This window comes from Amycolatopsis sp. NPDC057786 (genome assembly GCF_042797905.1).
Lineage (GTDB): Bacteria > Actinomycetota > Actinomycetes > Mycobacteriales > Pseudonocardiaceae > Amycolatopsis.
In genome coordinates this window covers 1-17,025 of the sequence record NZ_JBHVKW010000104.1, presented here as the reverse complement: position 1 = coordinate 17,025, position 17,025 = coordinate 1, and the positions used below count along the sequence as shown (strand labels likewise).

Genomic DNA, 17,025 nt, shown 5'->3' with positions numbered 1-17,025 from the left:
GTCCCGCGGTGGGCGCACTTTACTTCTCCGGTGTGACCTTTTCCGGGAAAGGGCGGCGATGCGGGAACCCCTCGGCGGACGCGGCGTGCTCGAAGGCGCGTTCGCGTTGCTCGAAGCGCTCGACGAACACGGCGGACAGGCCGGGCTGACCCAGCTCGTGCGGGCCACCGGGCTACCGAAGACCACCGCGCACCGGCTTCTGGACCAGCTGGCCGACCTGGGCGCGGTCGAGCGGGCGGGCCGCGGCTACCGGATCGGTTCGCGGGTGTTCCGTCTCGGCCGGTTCTGGCTGCCCGACCTCCGGGAGCTGGCCAAGGAGCGGCTGCCGTCGCTTTCGGCGCGGATGCGCGCGAGCCTGGTGCTCGTGGTCCCGCGGGAAGGTCGCGCGCTGGTCGCCGCGGGCGCCGTCCTCCCCGCCGACGACGTCCCCGTGTGGCCGGGCCGCCCGCTTCCGCCGGGGACCGCCGCCGGACGACTCCTCGCCGCCCACCACCCCGCGCTCGCCGAACCGGACACGGAAGCACTGGACATCCGCGCGGCCGGGTACGCGGCCGAATCGGAGACGATCACGGAAGGACTCTGCTGCGCGGCCGTCGGCATCAGGACCCCGGACGGCCGGGTCGGCGCGGCACTCGCCGCCGTCCTGCCCGCCCGCCGCGACCCGGTGTCCGCGGTGGCCGGGCTGACGAGCACCGCACGCTCCTTCGGCGCCGCGCTCGCCGAACGCGCACGGCCGGACCGGGCCGGATGATCGGCGAACCGCGAACAATCCGCGATCAACGCGAAACCGGATGACTCGCCGAAAACGGGCGGAATATTTCCGACGGAAACCACGAATATCACCTCACCGTGCGTCCGCGACCGGCGCCGCCCAGTGCCGAAATCAAGATCACCCTTGCCCGGCAGGCTGTTTGCGTGACCGATCGCGTACGGGACCGGCGGCGGAGCGGCGATTAATTCACCGTTCCCCGCTTTTCGCCACGGGTTCCGAACCGGAGCGGCGCACGTACTGTTCAGGAATTCTTTCGAACAGGAGGGAATTCCTTGAAAAGACATTACTGGAAAAGACGTGGTGCGGCCGTTGCCACGTTTCTCGTCATGGTGTCGGTCGCGTCGGCCACCACGGCCGTCCCGGCATGGGCCACGGGACCTTCCGGCCGCCCCGTGGTGGCCGGGATCGACCTGGAGCGGGCGACGATCCCCGATCTGCAGCGGGCGATGCGCTCCGGACGGCTGTCTTCGGTCGAGCTGACCGCCTTCTACCTGCAGCGGATCCGCAAACTGAACCCCACGCTCCACGCGGTGCTCACCACGAACCCGGACGCGCTGCGGCTCGCCGCGGAAAGCGACGCGCGTCGGCACCGGCACCGGTCGAAGGGCCCCATGGACGGTATTCCGGTGCTGCTCAAGGACAACATCGACACCGCGGACCGGCAGCCGACCACGGCGGGCTCGACGGCTCTGCTGGAATCCCGCCCCTACCGCGACGCCGGAGTGGTCGAAAACCTGCGCGAGGCCGGGGCGGTCATCCTCGGCAAGGCCAACCTGTCCGAGTGGTCGAGCTACCGCTCCACCAGCTCGTCGAACGGCTGGAGCCCGCTCGCCGGGCAGACCGCCAACCCCTACGTCCTCGACCGCAACCCGTGCGGCTCGTCGTCCGGTCCGGGAGTGGCCGTCGCCGCGCACCTGGCGACCGTCGCCGTCGGGACCGAGACGGACGGTTCGATCAGCTGCCCGTCCGGCGCCAACGGCATCGTCGGCGTCAAGCCGAGCCTCGGGCTCGTCAGCCGCAGCGGGATCGTGCCGGTGTCGAAACAGCAGGACACGGCGGGCCCGATGGCGCGCAACGTGGTCGACGCCGCGATCCTGCTCGCCGCCCTCAACGGGGCCGACCGTCGTGACCCGATCACCGTCGACGCCGCCCGGCAGTCCCTCGACGACTACACGCGATTCCTGCGCCCCAACGCATTGCGCGGAAAGCGCATCGGCGTCTGGCGCGAGGTCTACACACCGGACGACACGACGAAGGCGGCGTTCGAGCAGGCGCTGAGCAAACTCCGGAAGCTCGGCGCGACCACGGTCGAGATCACCATCCCCTATCTGGACGTCATCGCGGCCAACGAGTTCCCCGCGATCAGGACCGAGTTCAAACACGACATCAACGCCTACCTCGCCTCCACCGGCGGCAGACATCCCGCCGACCTGGCGGGACTGATCCAGTACAACCTGGACCACGCGGCGGTCGAAATGCCGTACTGGACCCACAACCTGTGGGACCGGTCCCAGGCCACCACCGGCGATCTCACCGATCCGGCTTACCGCGCGATGCGGGAAGCCGCGACGAGCGCCGCCCGGCGGGGCCTCGACGAAACGCTGCGCGGCGAGAAACTCGACGCGATCGTGGCACCGACGAACAACGCCGCGTGGAAGACGCGGCTCGGTGTCGGCGACGGCGCGCTGTTGATCGACTCGTCCGGCCCGGCGGCCGTGTCGGGCTACGCCAACATGACCGTTCCGATGGCGTACGCCGGACCGTTGCCGCTGGGACTGTCGATCATGGGCGGGCGGTTCAGCGAACCGTCACTGCTGGCCATCGCCTACGCCTTCGAGCAGGACACGAAGGTCCGGCGGCTGCCGACCTTCATCCCGTCCATCGGCTGAACCGGGGTCGCGGGTGATCCGGGCGTCCGGATGAGCTTGCGGCACGTGAGTGTTACCGAGGGTGAGGGGTGTGGGGACGTTCAACGTCTCTATTCCCCACACCACCTCACGTCTCCGACGGCCTGCCCGCGTGACCGGACCGGTCACGCGGGCACCGTGTGGATTTCTGGTCATCCAACGCCCCAAAATCCACACAGTGCCCCCGGGAGCCACTTTGCCTCACCCCCCTCGGCTAATGGACCAGAAGCCCAAGACTGCGCTCGACCTCGGCAACCGCCGCCTCCCGCTCGACGTGGCCGTCGATCGCGAGCGTGGCCAGCCCGTGGAGCAGGCACCAGAGCGTGACGGCGAAGCCATCCGGGTCGTTCCGCTCCCCCACCCGGTCGGCCAGCAGCGCACAGGTCGCCCGGTGCGCCTCGGCCAGTTCCGGGTACGCGGCACGGTCACCGATCGCGGCACCCGCCATCAAGCGGTACAGCGCCGGATTCTCCAGAGCGAAGCCGAGGTAGGTCCGCCCGAGCGCGGTCACCGTCCCGGCACCGCAGGCCCGCAGGCGGTCCTGCACTTCGGCGTGCCCCTCCAACGCGACCGCCACCAGCAGCGCGTCCTTGTCGCGGAAATGCCGGTACGGCGCCGCGGTGGAGGCACCCACCTTCGCGACCGCGGCGCGCAGACTCACTCCCTCCGGACCTCGTTCGACGAGGAGCTCCCGTGCGGCGAGGACAAGCGCACGACGAAGATCCCCGTGGTGATAGGCACGTTTGTTGATCATGGCGGACCCCCCAGCCCTTGATGCCACGTGAACGCCCCACCTTAACGGGTGCGGAACCGGCTGTGAGCGCTTCGGGGCGTTCCGTGTCCGTCAGTCCCGCCGAGCGGCACCACAGAGCCGCAGCACGCTCTCGGCGAGCGCGTCGACGCCGTCTTCGAACGCCAACTGCTTCGCGTCCACGGCGTGTCCGGCGGCGTGACCGAGCGCGACGATCGCGGTGACGAGCCAGGGATTCGCGAGGCCCTGGTCGAACTCCCCCGACGCCTTGCCGCGGGTGAGCAGCCGGTCCAGATGATCCGCCACCGCCGAATGCCGGTCCCGGTCTGCTTCGGGGTCGTTCTCTTCGGCGGCGCCGGCGGGCAACAGCGGATAGCGCCGGAACATCCGCCAGCCGACGTCGAGCAGGCGCAGCATGGCGTCGACAGCGGGACCTTCGTCGAGCCGCGCGGCGTCCATCTCGTTCGCGGCCTCCTCGGACACCGCGTCGATCACCGCGCTCAGGAGCGCCTCGCGCGTCTTGAAATGCGCGTAGACGGTCTGCCTGCTCACCCCGGCCGCTCTCGCGATGTCCTCGACACTCGCATGGGCTTGTGTGCCAAGGACTTCCTTGGCCGCGGCGAGAATCGAAGCGACACTGCGATCGGCGTCGGTCCGCCGTCGCCTCTGCCGCCCCTCGGCTAGCTCGGACATGTTGTCAACCTTAACCCAGGCCATTATGTTTGACAGCATGTCAAAGTTAAGCTGGGTAACCGGTGTCGCCCTCCTGTCGACAGGTCTACTCGCGGGGGCGTTCGGCTACGGCGCCGTCAACGTCGCCGCGACGTTCGACGTCGTCCCGCTCGACGTGCGGCTGACCTTCCACACCGCGCTGATGCAGCGGAACGGCGTCGTCATGCAGACCGCGATGGCGCTCGCGGCGATCAGCTCTCTCGCACTCGCGTTCCTGAGCCGAGGACGGCCGCGGCAGCTGGCCGGCGTGGCCGCGGCACTGGTCGTGACGTCGTTCTTGGTCACCCGCTTCGGGAACGTGCCCATCAACGGCCGGATCAAGGTCTGGGCGGTCACCTCGGCACCGCCCGACCACGCGGCGATCCTCGATCAGTGGGAGACCTTCAACGTCGTCCGGACCGTCGCCGCGCTCATCGCTTTCGTGCTCGTCATCGCCGTTTCACGCCTGAAAAATCAGCCGGGCTGATCCGCGAGATCGTTCGCCGCGACATACCCGAACGTCATCGCCGGGCCGATCGTCGATCCCGCCCCCGCGTAACTGTTGCCCATCACCGCCGCGCTGGCGTTCCCGGCGGCGTACAGGCCCGGGATGACCGAGCCGTCCGCCCGCAGGACCCGCGCCCGCGCGTCGGTGCGCATCCCGCCCTTGGTGCCGAGGTCGCCCGGGACGATCTTGAAGGCGTAGAACGGCGGCTCCCAGAGCGGCGCGAGGCACGAGTTCGGCAGGACGTACGGGTCGGTGTAGTAGTGGTCGTAAGCGCTGGCACCTCTGCGGAAATCACTGTCCACACCGGACAGTGCCTGCCCGTTGAACCGGTTGACCGTGGCCCGCAACGCCTGCGGCGGAACACCGATCGCGCTGCCGAGCGATTCCACGGTCCACGCCTTCTTGACCGCTCCCGCCGAGTACCACTCGTCGGGAAACGGCAACAGCGGCGCGACGTCCCGGAAAAGGTACCGGTTGCGGTAGTGCTGGTCGACGACCAGCCACGCGGGAATGGTGGGCGACGTCGGGTTCCGGTCGTACATCGTGTGCACGACGTCGCTGTAGGGCGCCGCCTCGTTGACGAATCGCTTGCCGGCCGCGTCCACCATCAGGCCGCCGGGCAGAGTCCGTTCGGCGAGGCAGAAGTACGGTTCGCCGGGGAGCGGGATCGCCGGCCCCCACCAGGCGTCGTCCATCAGATCCAGTGCCGCTCCGGCCCGCTTTCCCGCCAGGATCCCGTCCCCGGTGTTCGACCGGGCGCCGACCGTCCACTGTGTACCGATCGGCTGGCGCTGGTATTCCGCCCGCATGGCGGCGTTGTGCTCGAAACCGCCGGAGCCGACGATGACGCCGCGCCGGGCTTTCACCACGCCCGCCGTGACGGCCACCCCGGTGACCTTCCCGTTCTCGATGACGAGATCGGTCAACGGCGTGTTCAGCCGGACCGGCACCCCGGCGCGCTGCAACCCGGCCCGCAGTCCCGCGGCCAGCGACTGCCCCATGGTGAGCGGTTTCTGCCCGGCCAGCGCGGCGGCTGTGCCGCGCGCGAGGCAGGCGGCCGCCACCGCGGCGCCCTTCGGGTTGACCGCGGCCAGGGCGAGCCATTTGTAGTCGGCGCTGAAGACGACCATCCCCGCGGGCGTGGCGAGGTAAGGCGGGTTCAGATTGGCCAGTTCGGCGCCGAGGATGTTCCCGTCGAGCTGGTCGGGTTCGATCGAGCGGCCACCGGGCATCCCGCCGGGCAGCTCCGGGTAGTAGTCGCTGTAGCCCTCCATCCAGCGGAACCGCAGCGGGCTGTTGGCCATCACGAACGACAGCATCGACGGGCCGTTCGCGAGGAACGCCTGCTGACGCGAGGCGGGGATCGACGGGCCGACCACGGCGGCCAAGTACCGTGCGGCCTGTTCCGGGGAGTCGCGGACGCCGGCCTCGGCCAGCACCGGATTGCACGGAATCCAGATCCCCGCCCCGGACCGGGCGGCCGAACCACCGAACTTCGCCGCCTTCTCCAGCACCACGCAGCTGAGCCCGCGTTTCGCCGCGGTCAGCGCGGCGGTCATCCCCGCCGCGCCCGCCCCGACCACGACGACGTCGTACTCGCCGAGTACCGCGGAGGCGGCCGAAGCCGTCCCGCCCAGCGGCAGCCCCGAAGCGAGCGCGAGCCCGGTGCCGAGCAGGACCTGGCGCCGGGACAGACCGGAATCGGGACCCATGAATCCTCCTCGCGTGGGGATCGAGCGAGGTCATGTTCTCCGGACGGCGACAAAAGTGAAACAAGTTCTACCCGCTTGGAGCAGACGCGACCCGCCGCGCTCGGCCGGTCACCTCAACCGGCGCGGACATTCAGCCCAACGCGCGGACCAGATCCAGCGCCCGGCCGAGAGTGGTGAGCCGGTCGGCGACCGTCTCCCCCGCCGGGTACAGCCGCACGGTGTCGACCCCGACGTCCTGCCAGACGCGCAACCGTTCGGCGACCATCGGTTCGGTACCGATCAGCGTCGTACCGAGCACCATCTCGTCGGTCACCAGCGCGGCGGCGCCTTCCCGGTCGCCCGCCTGCCAGCGCTCCCGCACCGCCGCGGCCGCCTCGGCCCAGCCCTGCCTGCTGTAGGCGTTGTTGTAGAAGTTCGTCTTCGCCGAACCCATCCCGCCGAGACTGAACGCGAGTTCGGCCTTGCGACCCGCGACCATCCCGCGCAACTCGTCCTCGTCCGCGGCGAAGGCGACCTCGGCACCTTGGCAGACCTCGAGGTCCGCCCGCGTCCGGCCGGATTTCGCGAGACCGGCGTCGAGATGCGAGAAATAGGCCTGCGCCCCCTCGGGGACGAAACTGGTGCCCAGCCAGCCGTCCGCGATCTCGCCGGTCAGCTCCAGCAGTTTCGGCGAGAGCGTGGCCAGATGGATCGGGATATCCGGATTCGGCGCCGCCGACAGCCGCATCGGCTTGCTCTCGCCCGGCAGCGGGATCTCGAATTCCTTGCCGGAGAACGAGATCTTTTCCCCCGCGAACGCCTGGCGGATGATCGTGACCGTTTCCCGCATCCGTGTGAGCGGCCGGGCGAAAGGCACCCCGTGGAGCCCCTCGATCACCTGGGGCCCCGACGCGCCGAGCCCGAGGGCGAACCGGCCGCCGGAAAGCTCCGAGAGGGTCAGCGCGGTCTGCGCGATCGCCACCGGGGTCCGGGTGCCGAGCTGGATGATGCCCGAGCCGAGCCGGATCCGCTCGGTCCGCGCCGCGAGATAGCCGAGCACGGACGGCGCGTCCGAACCCCAGGCCTCGGCGACCCAGCACTCGTCGAGACCGAGCCGTTCGGCCTCCAGCACGAAATCCAGCGTCTCCCGCCAGCCGCGGGACGCCTCGACCGTGGTCGCCGTCCGCATCACGCGCCGTCCGCCTCGGCACGCTCCTTGATCGCGGCGAGAGTACCGGTCATCGCGTTCTCGAACTCACGCAGCCGGACGAAGACGATCTTCTCCTCCTTGTCCGGCATCTGGTCGATGGCCAGCGACAGACCGGACCGTCCCGGCCCCATCTGCATCCACTGCCGGAGCTTCGTGCCGCCGTTCTCGGGCTCCAGCGTGAAGCGCCACACCGCGGTCGGCGTTTCGGGATCCTGCACCGCCCAGGCGAAGACACGCGGTGCCTCGCATTCGACGACATACGACGTCGTCTGCCACTCGCCGAACGCGTCGTGCCTGCTGTGACCGATGAACCGCCTGCCGACGGTGGCTTCGCCTGCCGCGCCGTCGCACCAGTCGGCGGATTGGAGTTCCTGGCTCATTTCGGGCATCAGGCGCACATCGGACACGATCGACCAGACCCGCTCCGGGGCGGCGTCGACCCACGCCTGCACCTCGACCGTCGGCCTGTCGGCGTACTTGGCGCCCGTCCACTCCATCGTGGTCACCCTCCCATGGCTGTGACCTCGATAGTTGCGTAGATGAACTTACGTTGTCAAACCCTCTTGCGCGGCAAATCGGCGTACGACGTCGGGGCGGTTCGCGAGCTTCGGCGGATAACCCGCGCCGAGCCGTGCTCGCGTGTTCTCCGCGGTGAGCGGCCGGGCGCAGTGCGCGCAGACGACCTCCGCGTGGGTGTCGTGCCCGCAGGTCTCGTGATGGAGGGTGATGGGCGGCCCGTCGTCCCCGGAGAGCCAGCGGTCACCCCAACGCGACATGGCGGCGAGCACCCCGTAGAAATCCGAGCCCTTCTCGGTCAGCACGTAGTCGTAACGGACAGGGTCGGCCTGGTAGGCGCGCTTTTCCAGCAACCCTTCCGCGACCAGGCGGCGCAGCCGGTCGGCGAGGGTGTTCCGCGCGATGCCGAGCTGCTGCTGGAACTCGTCGAACCTGCGGATCCCGTAGAACGCCTCCCGCAGGACCAGCGGCGTCCACCAGTCGCCGAGCAGGTCCATGGTGCGCGCGATCGAACACGGCCACTGCGCGAACGAAGTCCGTTTCATACCCGCGAGCCTACGCCCGGCGAAATTGATCCGGTCATTCCCGCACCCATTCTCCGGCGCTCAGGCACTGGCCCGAAATGTTGCGATCCGGTCAAGGATATCTCGCGCGTTTATATCGCCCACCCGCTTCCGCACGCTTTCCGACAGTGGCCGTAAACGATCTCTTGTCCGCGCGGAACGGATTCCGTCCGCGATGTCCATCGCGGCGAGACCGACCTCCGCCGCCCGGTCGAGATCGCCCTCCAGCGCGTGGTCGACCGCGAGCCAGATCATCGTCAGCGACCGGCTGCGCACCATGTCCGGCCCGTAGCCCTCGATGGCTTCGGTGAGCGCGGGAATGGCCTTCCGGCTGTGGCGGACGTCGACGAGCCTGGCGAGTTCGGTGCGCACCGTGCCGATCATCGCGGCCAGGTCGGTGGCCGTGAAGAAGGCCGACCACGACGGGACGGCATCGCCCGCGGAGTCCGCGAATTGTTCCGGGGCAAGGGAAATCTTGTCGAGCGCCCGGCGGACGTCACCGAGCAGCGCGTAGGCCCACGCCTCGTTCGCCGACAGGATCGCCTGCGACAGCGGCCGTCCGGCGCGGCGTGCCGCGACCTGTCCCTGACCGAACTGCTCGAGCGCCTCCGACGGCGACCGGTGATGCAGGTACATCCGGCCGAGCCGGTAGCGGATGTTGGCGAGGAGGTCGTCGTCGCCCGCCTCCGCCGCGAGATCGAGCGCGCGACGGAAATGCCGCTCCGCCCGCACCGGGCGCCCCGAGTCGAATTCCGTCCAGCCCTTCAGGTTGTGCAGATCCGCGACCACGCCTGCCAGCCGCCGGGCCAGCGGGTCGGACATCATTCCTCGTCGCAGCGCGGCGCCGTACGGCTCCAGCACGCGCAGCAGCTCCCGGCAGGAACCGCCGCCTTCCCGGTAGTCGCGCGCCCGGAGCGCGGCGATGACGCCCTCCAGCCGGTCGACGTCGGCCTGCCCGACGCGCATCGGGAGCCGGTCAATCACGGCGGCGCCCCTGGACGCGTGGCACCGACGGCGCGGTCCCGAAACCCGGTGAACCGGGAATGACGACGGTGATTCGTACGCCCATTATCGCTCCCTCCCGATCCGCAACGATCACGCTCGCCGAGGTCCAGGACTGAGCCGCGCCGGTCTCCTGGAAACATTTGAACGACGCGTGCTGATGTTAAACCGCCAACAATACTGATTCACTCCGCCAAATGACTGCCCATATTTCCTTCATCGGAATATGCACGTGCGAAGTCACTTTCTTTTGCACGGCTGATCGCCTTTCCTGCTTGCTCACCGCACGTGCCCGCCGAAGACGGTGCGTGAGCACATGAGACGCAGCTCTCAGCCGAACGTGTGAACCTTGTCAACTCGGGTCACGAAAAGGCTTCACATTGCGTTATCCATAGCTGAAGATCAACAGCAACCGAACGTAAGGGGCTGAAGCATTGGACAGGGAAAGCGACCTCATCCGGGGGACGATCGTCTTCGGCCTGCGCACTTTCGGTGCGGACCCGCTCCCGGTGCGGGCCGACCTCGAATACGACCCCGAAGACCCGTACGCCGTCGTGGTGGCCTACCACTCTGGCGGCGGGACGGTGCGGTGGATGTTCGGCCGTGACCTTCTCGCGGACGGACTTCTCACCCCATCGGGTGAAGGCGACGTGATCATCAGCCCGGCCGACGACACCTCGATCGTGATCTTCGCGCTCAGCGCGCCCGACGGCTGCGCTGTCCTCGAAGCTCCGGCGCAGGAGCTGGCCGAGTTCCTCGACCGCACCTACGACGTCGTGCCCGCCGGCTCCGAGCCGGAATGGTTCGACTTCGACCAGGAGATCGGCAAGCTCGTCACCGAGTCCTGACAGACCTGACCCCCAGGGGCGGCACCGCCTCCCGCGATGCCGCCATCCGCGCCGGATCAGCCGAGTTCGCGGAGACCCGGGACGACCTGTTCGGAGAACGAGCGCAGGAAGCGCTCCTGGTCATGGCCGGGACCGTGGAAGACGAGGTGGTTGAAGCCCGCTTCGACGTACGGCTTGATCTGCTCGACGGCGTCCGCCGGGTCGGAAGTGACGATCCAGCGGCGGGCGACCTGCTCGATCGGCAGCGCGTCCGCGGCCTTCTCCATTTCCGCCGGGTCCTCGATACCGGCCTTCTGCTCCGGCGTCAGCGAGAGCGGCGCCCAGAACCGGGTGTTCTCCAGCGCCTGCGCCGGATCCGGGTCATAGGACAGCTTGATCTCGATCATCTTGTCGATGTCGCCGGTGCTGCGGCCGACCTGCTCCGCGCCTTCCGCCACCGCGGGCAGCAGCTTCTCGGTGTAGAGCTCCATCCCCTTGCCGCTGGTGCAGATGAAACCGTCACCCTGCTTGCCGACGTACTTCGCCATCACCGGGCCACCGGCGGCGATGTAGATCGGCACGCCGCCCTCGGGGCGGTCGTACACGGTGGCGTCGGTGGTCTGGAAGTACTCGCCCTCGAATGTGACGCGCTCCTCCGACCACAGTTTGCGCATCAGCTCGATCGCCTCGCGCAGCCGCGCGAACCGCTCCTTGAACGCCGGCCACTCGATCCGGGCGACCGCGACCTCGTTGAGGGCCTCGCCGCTGCCGACGCCGAGCAGCACCCGGCCCGGGTACAGGCTGCCTAGGGTGCCGAACGCCTGTGCCACCACGGCGGGGTTGTAGCGGAAGGTCGCCGTCAGCACGCTGGTGCCGAGCACGACCCGCTCGGTGCGCTCACCGACCGCCGCCATCCACGCGAAGGAGAAGGGCGCGTGCCCGCCCTGGTGCCGCCAGGGCTGGAAATGGTCGCTGACCATCACGCTGTCCAGCCCGACCTGCTCGGCGAGCACGGAGTACTCGACGAGGTCGCGCGGGCCGAATTGCTCGGCCGACGCCTTGTAACCGATCTTCAGTGCCATCCGGGGTCACCACCTGGGCTCTTGGGTTGTTCCGCTCTTCACCTTGGCACAGAGTCGATCGGCTCCGCCCATGCCTCGACGGGGTGAAGAGTGTCGGGAACACCACTGTGTCACCGGGAATGCGCGTGGAAAGGCCCCGTACCCGCCCTCGCCTTCCGGGACCGGCACGTGGTGATGAACTGTGCCGTTTGCGCCGTCACCTGTGCGTGGTGCTGGGCGGAGTTGTGATCGGGGAGTCGAACCCCACGCTGCCCGCCACGTACCAGGAGTGGGCCGGAGTACCGCCGGCCCTCGGCTTGTGCCCGCTTCCCGGAGGGCTACCTGCTTTCCACGTTCAGTCCAGGAGGTCGGTCTCCCAGTTGGTGCGCTGGATCTCGACGTCGACCGCCCGGATCTCCCCCGCGACCCGGTCCGCGCGGGACCGCAGCTCCGCGACCGGGAGCGCGGCGAGGTACCGCAGCTCCGACCGAAGCTGACGGCCGTAGCCGCCCTGGTTGCGGCCTGCCGCGGCGTCGGCGGCCGCGGTGAGGACGCCGTGCCTGAGCCGGAGGACGTCGCGGCGCGCGATCGCGTCGGTGATCGTGCCCTCCCCGAGTGGGGTCGCGGAGTTCGTCCGGTTGATCCGCCGGATCAGTGATTCCAGTTCGTCCAGCGCGGTTTCGGCTTCGACGAGCAGGGCGGACGCGTCCTCCGACGGTTCCTCGCCCTCCTGATGCCGCGCGTTGTCGACGATCCGGGAGCGCAGTGCCTCCACCTTCTTGGTCGCGTCCGCGCGCAGCGCGAGCGCTTCGGCCAGCTTGATCCGGGACATGCCGGGAAGTATCACCAAGATCGAAGATCGACGCATCCCGTTTTCAGCCCGACAGGGAATGCCTGCGGTAGGACGAGTCCGGTTCGGTGAACTCGATCCCGTTCTCGTCCAAGGCGTTGAAGACGGTGAACCGGCCGTGCGGGAAGACGAACCCGAGCGCCACCATGCCCCCGGCCATATCCGGACTCACGCATTCGAGAAATTCGACGTCCTGGAGCACATGATCCTCCAAAGCGGACAGTTCCGGGAAGACATCCCGCCGCCATCGCAGCGGGCTCGGCTCGGCCGGATCACCCCAGTCCCACGAGGACTTCCCGTACGGGTCGATCGTGTTCCAGGTCAGCGAAAGCTCGTCGAACTTCCAGTGCGTGATCTCCAGCCGTTCGGCACCGAAGTCGACCACGACGGGCGCGTCCTGGAGCCATTCGTCGTACTCGACGAACCAGGTGAGGTGGACGTGCCGGAGCCGGCGGCCCACCAGTGCGCGCAAACGATCCCCGTGCGCCCTCCGGATCGTCTCGAGTCCGGAGAGCCACACGGGTGCATAGCCTTCGATGTCGAAGAACGCCACCGAAGGTGTATGGCGGGTCAGTCGTAGGACAGTGCTTCCACCAGCTCGCCGCTGTCCGGGTTGGGCAGGGCCCTCGCCACGTCGGCCTGTGCCACGATGCCGACGAGCTTGTGGCCGTCGATCACCGGCAGCCGCCGGACCTTGTGGTTCGCCATGGTGCGCATGATCTCCTCGGCGTCGTCGTCCGCGCCGATCGTCACCGCCTCGCCCTGTGCGAGTTCCGAGGCGTGCAGCGCCCGCGGGTCCTTGCCTTCGGCCAGCACCTTCACCACGATGTCGCGGTCGGTCAGCATGCCCTTGAGCTTGCCGTCCTCACCGCAGATCGGGACCGCGCCGACCGACTCGGCGGCCATCTTCTTCGCCGCGTCGAGCACGGTTTCGGACTCGGACACGCAGGTCGCGCCCGCGGTCATGATCTCTCGTGCCGTGGTCATCGCATCGCTCCTTTCGTCGGGATCCGCCTTACGGATACCCGGCATCCGCGGGCCGACACCTCAAGCCGCCGACGGCTCCAGCAGGATCTTGACCGCGCCGTCCTGTTTCTTCTGGAAGATCTCGTAGGCGTACGGTGCCTTCGCCAGCGGGAGCTTGTGCGTCGCGAAACCCTCGACGCCGAGCGGGTCGGCGGGGTCGGTGATCAGCGGCATGATGTCGTCGATCCAGCGCCGGACGTTGGCCTGCCCCATCCGCAGGGTGATCTGCTTGTCGAAGAGCTCCATCATCGGCAGCGGATCGACCATGCCGCCGTAGACGCCGCTCAGCGAGATCGTCCCGCCGCGCCGCACGCAGTCGATGGCCGCGTACAGCACGCTGAGCCGGTCGATCGCGGCCTTCTCGGTGATCTTCGCGCCGATCGGGTCGGGCAGGAGGGCGACGAGGTTCTGCGCCAGCCGCCCGACCGGGGCGCCGTGCGCCTCCATCCCGACGGCGTCGATCACCGAATCCGCTCCCCGGCCGCCGGTGGTCTCGCGGATGACGTCACCGAGGTTCTTGTGCTCACGCGTGTCGTAGGTGACGACGCCCGCCGCGGCGGCCTTCGCGAGCCGTTCCGGCACCAGGTCGATGCCGATCACCTTGCCCGCGCCCCGGTGTTTCGCGATCCGGCAGCAGAACTGGCCGATCGGGCCCAGCCCGAACACCACGACCGTGCCGCCCTCGGGGATGTTCGCGTAGTCGACGGCCTGCCAAGCCGTGGGCACGACGTCGGAGAGGTACACGAAACGCTCGTCCGGCGGGCCGTCCGGCACCTTGATCGGGCCGTAGTGGGCCTGCGGGACGCGCAGGTATTCGGCCTGGCCGCCCGGGACCTGGCCGTAGAGCTTGGTGTAGCCGAGCAGCGCCGCGCCCTTGCCGCGGCCGGTGACCTGCGTGGTCTCGCACTGCGACTGAAGGCCGCGGTCACACATGAAGCAGTGGCCGCAGGAGATGTTGAAGGGGATCACGACGCGGTCGCCGGGTTTCAGGTTCGTCACCCCGGACCCGACCTCTTCGACGACACCCATCGGCTCGTGCCCGAGGATGTCGCCCTCGTCGATGAAGGCACCGAGTACCTCGTAAAGGTGCAGGTCGGAACCGCAGATACCGGTCGAGGTGATGCGCACGATCGCGTCGGTCGGTTCGGCCAGTTTCGGATCAGGGACGGTGTCCACCCGGACATCGCGTTTCCCGTGCCAGGTGACGGCCTTCATGGTGCTCCCTTCGGCGAGTGGCTCTGCTCCCCCGCCGGATGCCCGTCCGCGCATCCGGCAAACCTCGCCGTTCCGTGCCACCGTGGATTCATGCGAACCCGGATGCTCGCCGTCACCGTCGACTGCCGTGAGGCCGAAGCGCTGGCCGCGTTCTGGAAGGAAGCGCTCGGCTACCCCGAGACCGAACGGTGGACCGACGGTAACGGGGTGACCTATGTCGAGTTGAAGAGCCCCGACGTGCCGAGCCTGCTCTTCCAGCCGGTCCCCGAGGGGAAGTCGGGCAAGAACCGGCTGCACCTCGACATCGCGCCCACCGAACTCGAGCAGCGCGAGGAGGTCGCCCGGCTCGTGTCACTCGGCGCGAAGATCCTCGAAGACCCCGAATCGGATGACTGGGTGGTCATGGCCGACCCGGAGGAGAACGAATTCTGCGTGCTGCCGCGGCGCTGAAACCCACCCAGTACCCACGGCTCAGGCGGCCTCGTCGTCGGTCCGGACCGGCCTTTCGGAATGCAGCCCCAGCATCTCCAGCAGCATCCGGCAATCGGTCGCGTCGCGGGCGTTCGAGACCACCGCTTCGGTCGCCTTGCGCAGCACCGCCGCGCGCACCGCGGTCGCCCCACCGTCGACCAGTTCCTCCACCGGACGCATTTCCTCGAACGGGTTCCCCATGACCCACCTCCGTCGTCCCTTTCGTTGATACCCGATTCCGGCGGCGAAAGCCCCCGCGTTCTTGCGGTCCCGGCGGCGCCCCAGCCGGTTTCTCCCTAGACTGGCGCCATTCGGACGAGCGGACGGAGCGGGAACTGACCACCGAGTTGCGCGGGGAGTTCGTGACCCTGACCCCGGTCACCGAGGCCCATGTCCCGGACTTGCGGCGGATCCGCGGCACCGCCGAGGTCGGGGCGCGCTGGGGTTCGGTCGACGACTCCCCCACCTGGCCGTTCGACGACCCCACGACGACCTGTTTCACGGTCCTGGAAGAAGGCGTCGTCCGGGGCTTCGTCCAGTACGGCGAAGAGGAGGACCCGATGTACCGGCACGCGTCGGTCGACCTCTTCCTCGACCCGGCGGCCCACGGCCGCGGGCTGGGCACGGACACCGTCCGCACGATGGCGCGGCATCTCCTGCACGATCGCGGGCACCATCGGCTGGTGATCGATCCCGCCGTGGACAACGACGCCGCCATCCGCTGCTACAAGGCCGTCGGCTTCCGCGAGGTCGGGGTGATGCGCCGCTACGAACGCGACACCGACGGCGAAGGCTGGCACGACGGACTGCTGATGGACTTGCTCGCCGAAGACCTCACGTAGCGGGTCAGGGCGACTCCGAGCAGCACCACGGCCATCCCGGCGAGCACCCGCGGGCCGAGTTCCTCGCCGAGCACGAGCGCGCCCAGCGCGACCGAGACGACCGGCAGCAGGTAGCCGACGGTCGCCGCGGAGGTCGCGCCTTCGTCGGCGATGAGCCGGTAGTTGAGGTAGAAGGTGACGCCGGTGCCGAAGATCCCGAGGACGACGACGGCGACCACCGCGGTCACGTTCAGCGGTCCGGACGGGGCGGCGTCGAACGGCAGCGCGAGCGCGCTCAGCCCGGTGGCGGTCAGCAGTTGCGCGGCGGAGATCGCGATCGGACCGCCTTCGCCGACCAGTTTCCTTCCCATGTAAGCGAAAGCGACGGCGTAGCTGATCCCGGCGCCGAGCAGTGCCAGGGTCCCCCAGCCGAGCAGTCCGCTCTTCTGCCAGGGTGCGAAGATCAGCAGGATGCCGGCGAAACCGAGGACCAGCCCGCCGGCGCGGATCGCGGTGATCCGGCGTTCCGTGCCGATCCCGATGCCGATCAGCAGCGACCACAGCGGAGTCGTCGCGTTCATCACTCCAGCGACACCGGAGTCGACGGTGAGTTCGCCGATGCTGAACAACGCGAACGGCAAGGCGTTGCAGAAGAAGGCGGCGACGAGGAGCCTAACCCAGATCCGGCGGCCGCGCGGGAGGCGTTGCCCGGCCCAGCGGCTCAGCACGAGAAGGACGGCCGCGCCGAGCGCGCAGCGGATGACGGTCACCTGAACGGGCGGCAACCCGGTCAGGGCGATCTTGATCCACAGGAATCCCGATCCCCACAACAGGACGAGAACGCCCATCCGGATCAGGGTTCCCGGCGCGCCGATGCTCACTTCGTTCCTTTCGCCGGGCGGCTCGATACCTCTTCAAGCTGCCTCGGGCGACTCGTCAGGACAAGTGAAAAGATCTACACCGACGTTAAGCGGTCCTACATGTTCCGAAGCCCCGGCCGTGGGCGCCGGGGCAGGCGGCCCCGGCCGGTTTCCGAGGCGATCAGTACACGCCCGGGAGATCGCCACGCGGGCCTGCTCACAATTCGCGGGCGCGCAAGATACACCACCCGTTCGACAGGCGC

The 17,025-nt window shown here is 68.9% G+C and carries 20 protein-coding genes; 6 read left to right on the top strand and 14 right to left on the bottom strand.

The annotated features are described in order from the left end of the window. Nucleotides 1-58: 58 nt before the first annotated feature. Both ACFVM3_RS34910 and ACFVM3_RS34905 read left to right on the top strand, forming a co-directional pair. The gene (locus ACFVM3_RS34910) at nucleotides 59-751 is read left to right on the top strand and encodes an IclR family transcriptional regulator (protein WP_378444162.1); all 693 of its coding nucleotides are present in this window, start codon (nucleotides 59-61) and stop codon (nucleotides 749-751) included. Nucleotides 752-1,098: 347 nt separating this feature from the next. Next, nucleotides 1,099-2,661, top strand: coding sequence for an amidase (locus ACFVM3_RS34905; RefSeq protein ID WP_378444161.1), 1,563 nt, complete (start codon nucleotides 1,099-1,101; stop codon nucleotides 2,659-2,661). Between the two features lie 232 nt (nucleotides 2,662-2,893). On the opposite strand, the gene ACFVM3_RS34900 is transcribed toward ACFVM3_RS34905, so the two are convergent. Both ACFVM3_RS34900 and ACFVM3_RS34895 read right to left on the bottom strand, forming a co-directional pair. Continuing rightward, nucleotides 2,894-3,433 (bottom strand): TetR/AcrR family transcriptional regulator, encoded by a 540-nt coding sequence (locus ACFVM3_RS34900; protein ID WP_378444160.1) that lies wholly within the window; start codon nucleotides 3,431-3,433, stop codon nucleotides 2,894-2,896. 90 nt (nucleotides 3,434-3,523) lie between these two features. Next, a complete protein-coding gene (locus tag ACFVM3_RS34895) occupies nucleotides 3,524-4,123 on the bottom strand; it encodes a TetR/AcrR family transcriptional regulator (protein ID WP_378444159.1) in 600 nt (199 codons plus the stop codon). 37 nt (nucleotides 4,124-4,160) lie between these two features. Between ACFVM3_RS34895 and ACFVM3_RS34890 the strand changes: the two genes are divergently transcribed. Then, nucleotides 4,161-4,628 (top strand): anthrone oxygenase family protein, encoded by a 468-nt coding sequence (locus ACFVM3_RS34890; protein ID WP_378444158.1) that lies wholly within the window; start codon nucleotides 4,161-4,163, stop codon nucleotides 4,626-4,628. Here the strand turns inward: ACFVM3_RS34890 and kstD are convergent. From kstD to ACFVM3_RS34865, 5 genes are all read right to left on the bottom strand, one after another. Continuing rightward, the gene (kstD, locus tag ACFVM3_RS34885) at nucleotides 4,616-6,361 is read right to left on the bottom strand and encodes a 3-oxosteroid 1-dehydrogenase (RefSeq protein ID WP_378444157.1); all 1,746 of its coding nucleotides are present in this window, start codon (nucleotides 6,359-6,361) and stop codon (nucleotides 4,616-4,618) included. The two genes, ACFVM3_RS34890 and kstD, sit on opposite strands and share 13 nt — an antisense overlap. Before the next feature lie 130 nt (nucleotides 6,362-6,491). Then, the gene (locus ACFVM3_RS34880; RefSeq protein WP_378444156.1) at nucleotides 6,492-7,529 is read right to left on the bottom strand and encodes an LLM class flavin-dependent oxidoreductase; all 1,038 of its coding nucleotides are present in this window, start codon (nucleotides 7,527-7,529) and stop codon (nucleotides 6,492-6,494) included. Then, nucleotides 7,529-8,047: an SRPBCC family protein gene (locus ACFVM3_RS34875; RefSeq protein WP_378444155.1), complete on the bottom strand. Its 519-nt coding sequence runs from the start codon at nucleotides 8,045-8,047 to the stop codon at nucleotides 7,529-7,531. Before ACFVM3_RS34875 ends, ACFVM3_RS34880 begins: the two co-directional genes overlap by 1 nt. Nucleotides 8,048-8,095: 48 nt before the next feature. Beyond that, nucleotides 8,096-8,611 (bottom strand): winged helix-turn-helix transcriptional regulator, encoded by a 516-nt coding sequence (locus tag ACFVM3_RS34870; protein WP_378444154.1) that lies wholly within the window; start codon nucleotides 8,609-8,611, stop codon nucleotides 8,096-8,098. Between the two features lie 60 nt (nucleotides 8,612-8,671). Continuing rightward, nucleotides 8,672-9,595: a tetratricopeptide repeat protein gene (locus ACFVM3_RS34865; RefSeq protein WP_378444182.1), complete on the bottom strand. Its 924-nt coding sequence runs from the start codon at nucleotides 9,593-9,595 to the stop codon at nucleotides 8,672-8,674. 470 nt (nucleotides 9,596-10,065) lie between these two features. Between ACFVM3_RS34865 and ACFVM3_RS34860 the strand changes: the two genes are divergently transcribed. Further along, complete coding sequence (locus tag ACFVM3_RS34860) at nucleotides 10,066-10,479, top strand: SsgA family sporulation/cell division regulator (protein WP_034319553.1); 414 nt, start codon at nucleotides 10,066-10,068, stop codon at nucleotides 10,477-10,479. Nucleotides 10,480-10,535: 56 nt separating this feature from the next. Here ACFVM3_RS34860 and fgd read toward each other — a convergent pair whose 3' ends face one another. The 5 genes from fgd to ACFVM3_RS34835 all read right to left on the bottom strand — a co-directional run bounded on the left by fgd (nucleotide 10,536) and on the right by ACFVM3_RS34835 (nucleotide 14,610). After that, nucleotides 10,536-11,540 (bottom strand): glucose-6-phosphate dehydrogenase (coenzyme-F420), encoded by a 1,005-nt coding sequence (gene fgd, locus ACFVM3_RS34855; protein WP_192745079.1) that lies wholly within the window; start codon nucleotides 11,538-11,540, stop codon nucleotides 10,536-10,538. A 334-nt stretch (nucleotides 11,541-11,874) separates the two neighbouring features. Then, entirely contained in the window at nucleotides 11,875-12,351 is a 477-nt protein-coding gene (locus ACFVM3_RS34850) for a DIP1984 family protein (protein ID WP_378444153.1), read from the bottom strand. A 43-nt stretch (nucleotides 12,352-12,394) separates the two neighbouring features. Then, a complete protein-coding gene (locus ACFVM3_RS34845) occupies nucleotides 12,395-12,841 on the bottom strand; it encodes a hypothetical protein (protein ID WP_378444152.1) in 447 nt (148 codons plus the stop codon). A gap of 98 nt (nucleotides 12,842-12,939) precedes the next feature. Beyond that, nucleotides 12,940-13,356 carry a CBS domain-containing protein gene (locus ACFVM3_RS34840; RefSeq protein WP_378444151.1) on the bottom strand — a complete coding sequence of 139 codons (417 nt, stop codon included), beginning with the start codon at nucleotides 13,354-13,356 and terminating at the stop codon, nucleotides 12,940-12,942. A gap of 60 nt (nucleotides 13,357-13,416) precedes the next feature. Next, on the bottom strand, nucleotides 13,417-14,610 hold the full coding sequence (locus tag ACFVM3_RS34835) for a zinc-dependent alcohol dehydrogenase (protein ID WP_378444181.1): 1,194 nt from the start codon (nucleotides 14,608-14,610) through the stop codon (nucleotides 13,417-13,419). Nucleotides 14,611-14,700: 90 nt separating this feature from the next. Here ACFVM3_RS34835 and ACFVM3_RS34830 point away from each other — a divergent pair, with 90 nt between their 5' ends. Then, nucleotides 14,701-15,060 (top strand): VOC family protein, encoded by a 360-nt coding sequence (locus tag ACFVM3_RS34830; RefSeq protein ID WP_378444150.1) that lies wholly within the window; start codon nucleotides 14,701-14,703, stop codon nucleotides 15,058-15,060. A 21-nt stretch (nucleotides 15,061-15,081) separates the two neighbouring features. Here the strand turns inward: ACFVM3_RS34830 and ACFVM3_RS34825 are convergent, their stop codons facing one another. Beyond that, nucleotides 15,082-15,282, bottom strand: a complete 201-nt coding sequence (locus ACFVM3_RS34825) for a hypothetical protein (protein ID WP_378444149.1) — start codon at nucleotides 15,280-15,282, stop codon at nucleotides 15,082-15,084. A gap of 134 nt (nucleotides 15,283-15,416) precedes the next feature. Here ACFVM3_RS34825 and ACFVM3_RS34820 point away from each other — a divergent pair, with 134 nt between their 5' ends. Next, nucleotides 15,417-15,923: a GNAT family N-acetyltransferase gene (locus ACFVM3_RS34820; protein WP_378444180.1), complete on the top strand. Its 507-nt coding sequence runs from the start codon at nucleotides 15,417-15,419 to the stop codon at nucleotides 15,921-15,923. On the opposite strand, the gene ACFVM3_RS34815 is transcribed toward ACFVM3_RS34820, so the two are convergent. Beyond that, nucleotides 15,848-16,783 (bottom strand): DMT family transporter, encoded by a 936-nt coding sequence (locus tag ACFVM3_RS34815; protein WP_378444148.1) that lies wholly within the window; start codon nucleotides 16,781-16,783, stop codon nucleotides 15,848-15,850. The two genes, ACFVM3_RS34820 and ACFVM3_RS34815, sit on opposite strands and share 76 nt — an antisense overlap. Nucleotides 16,784-17,025 lie beyond the last annotated feature (242 nt).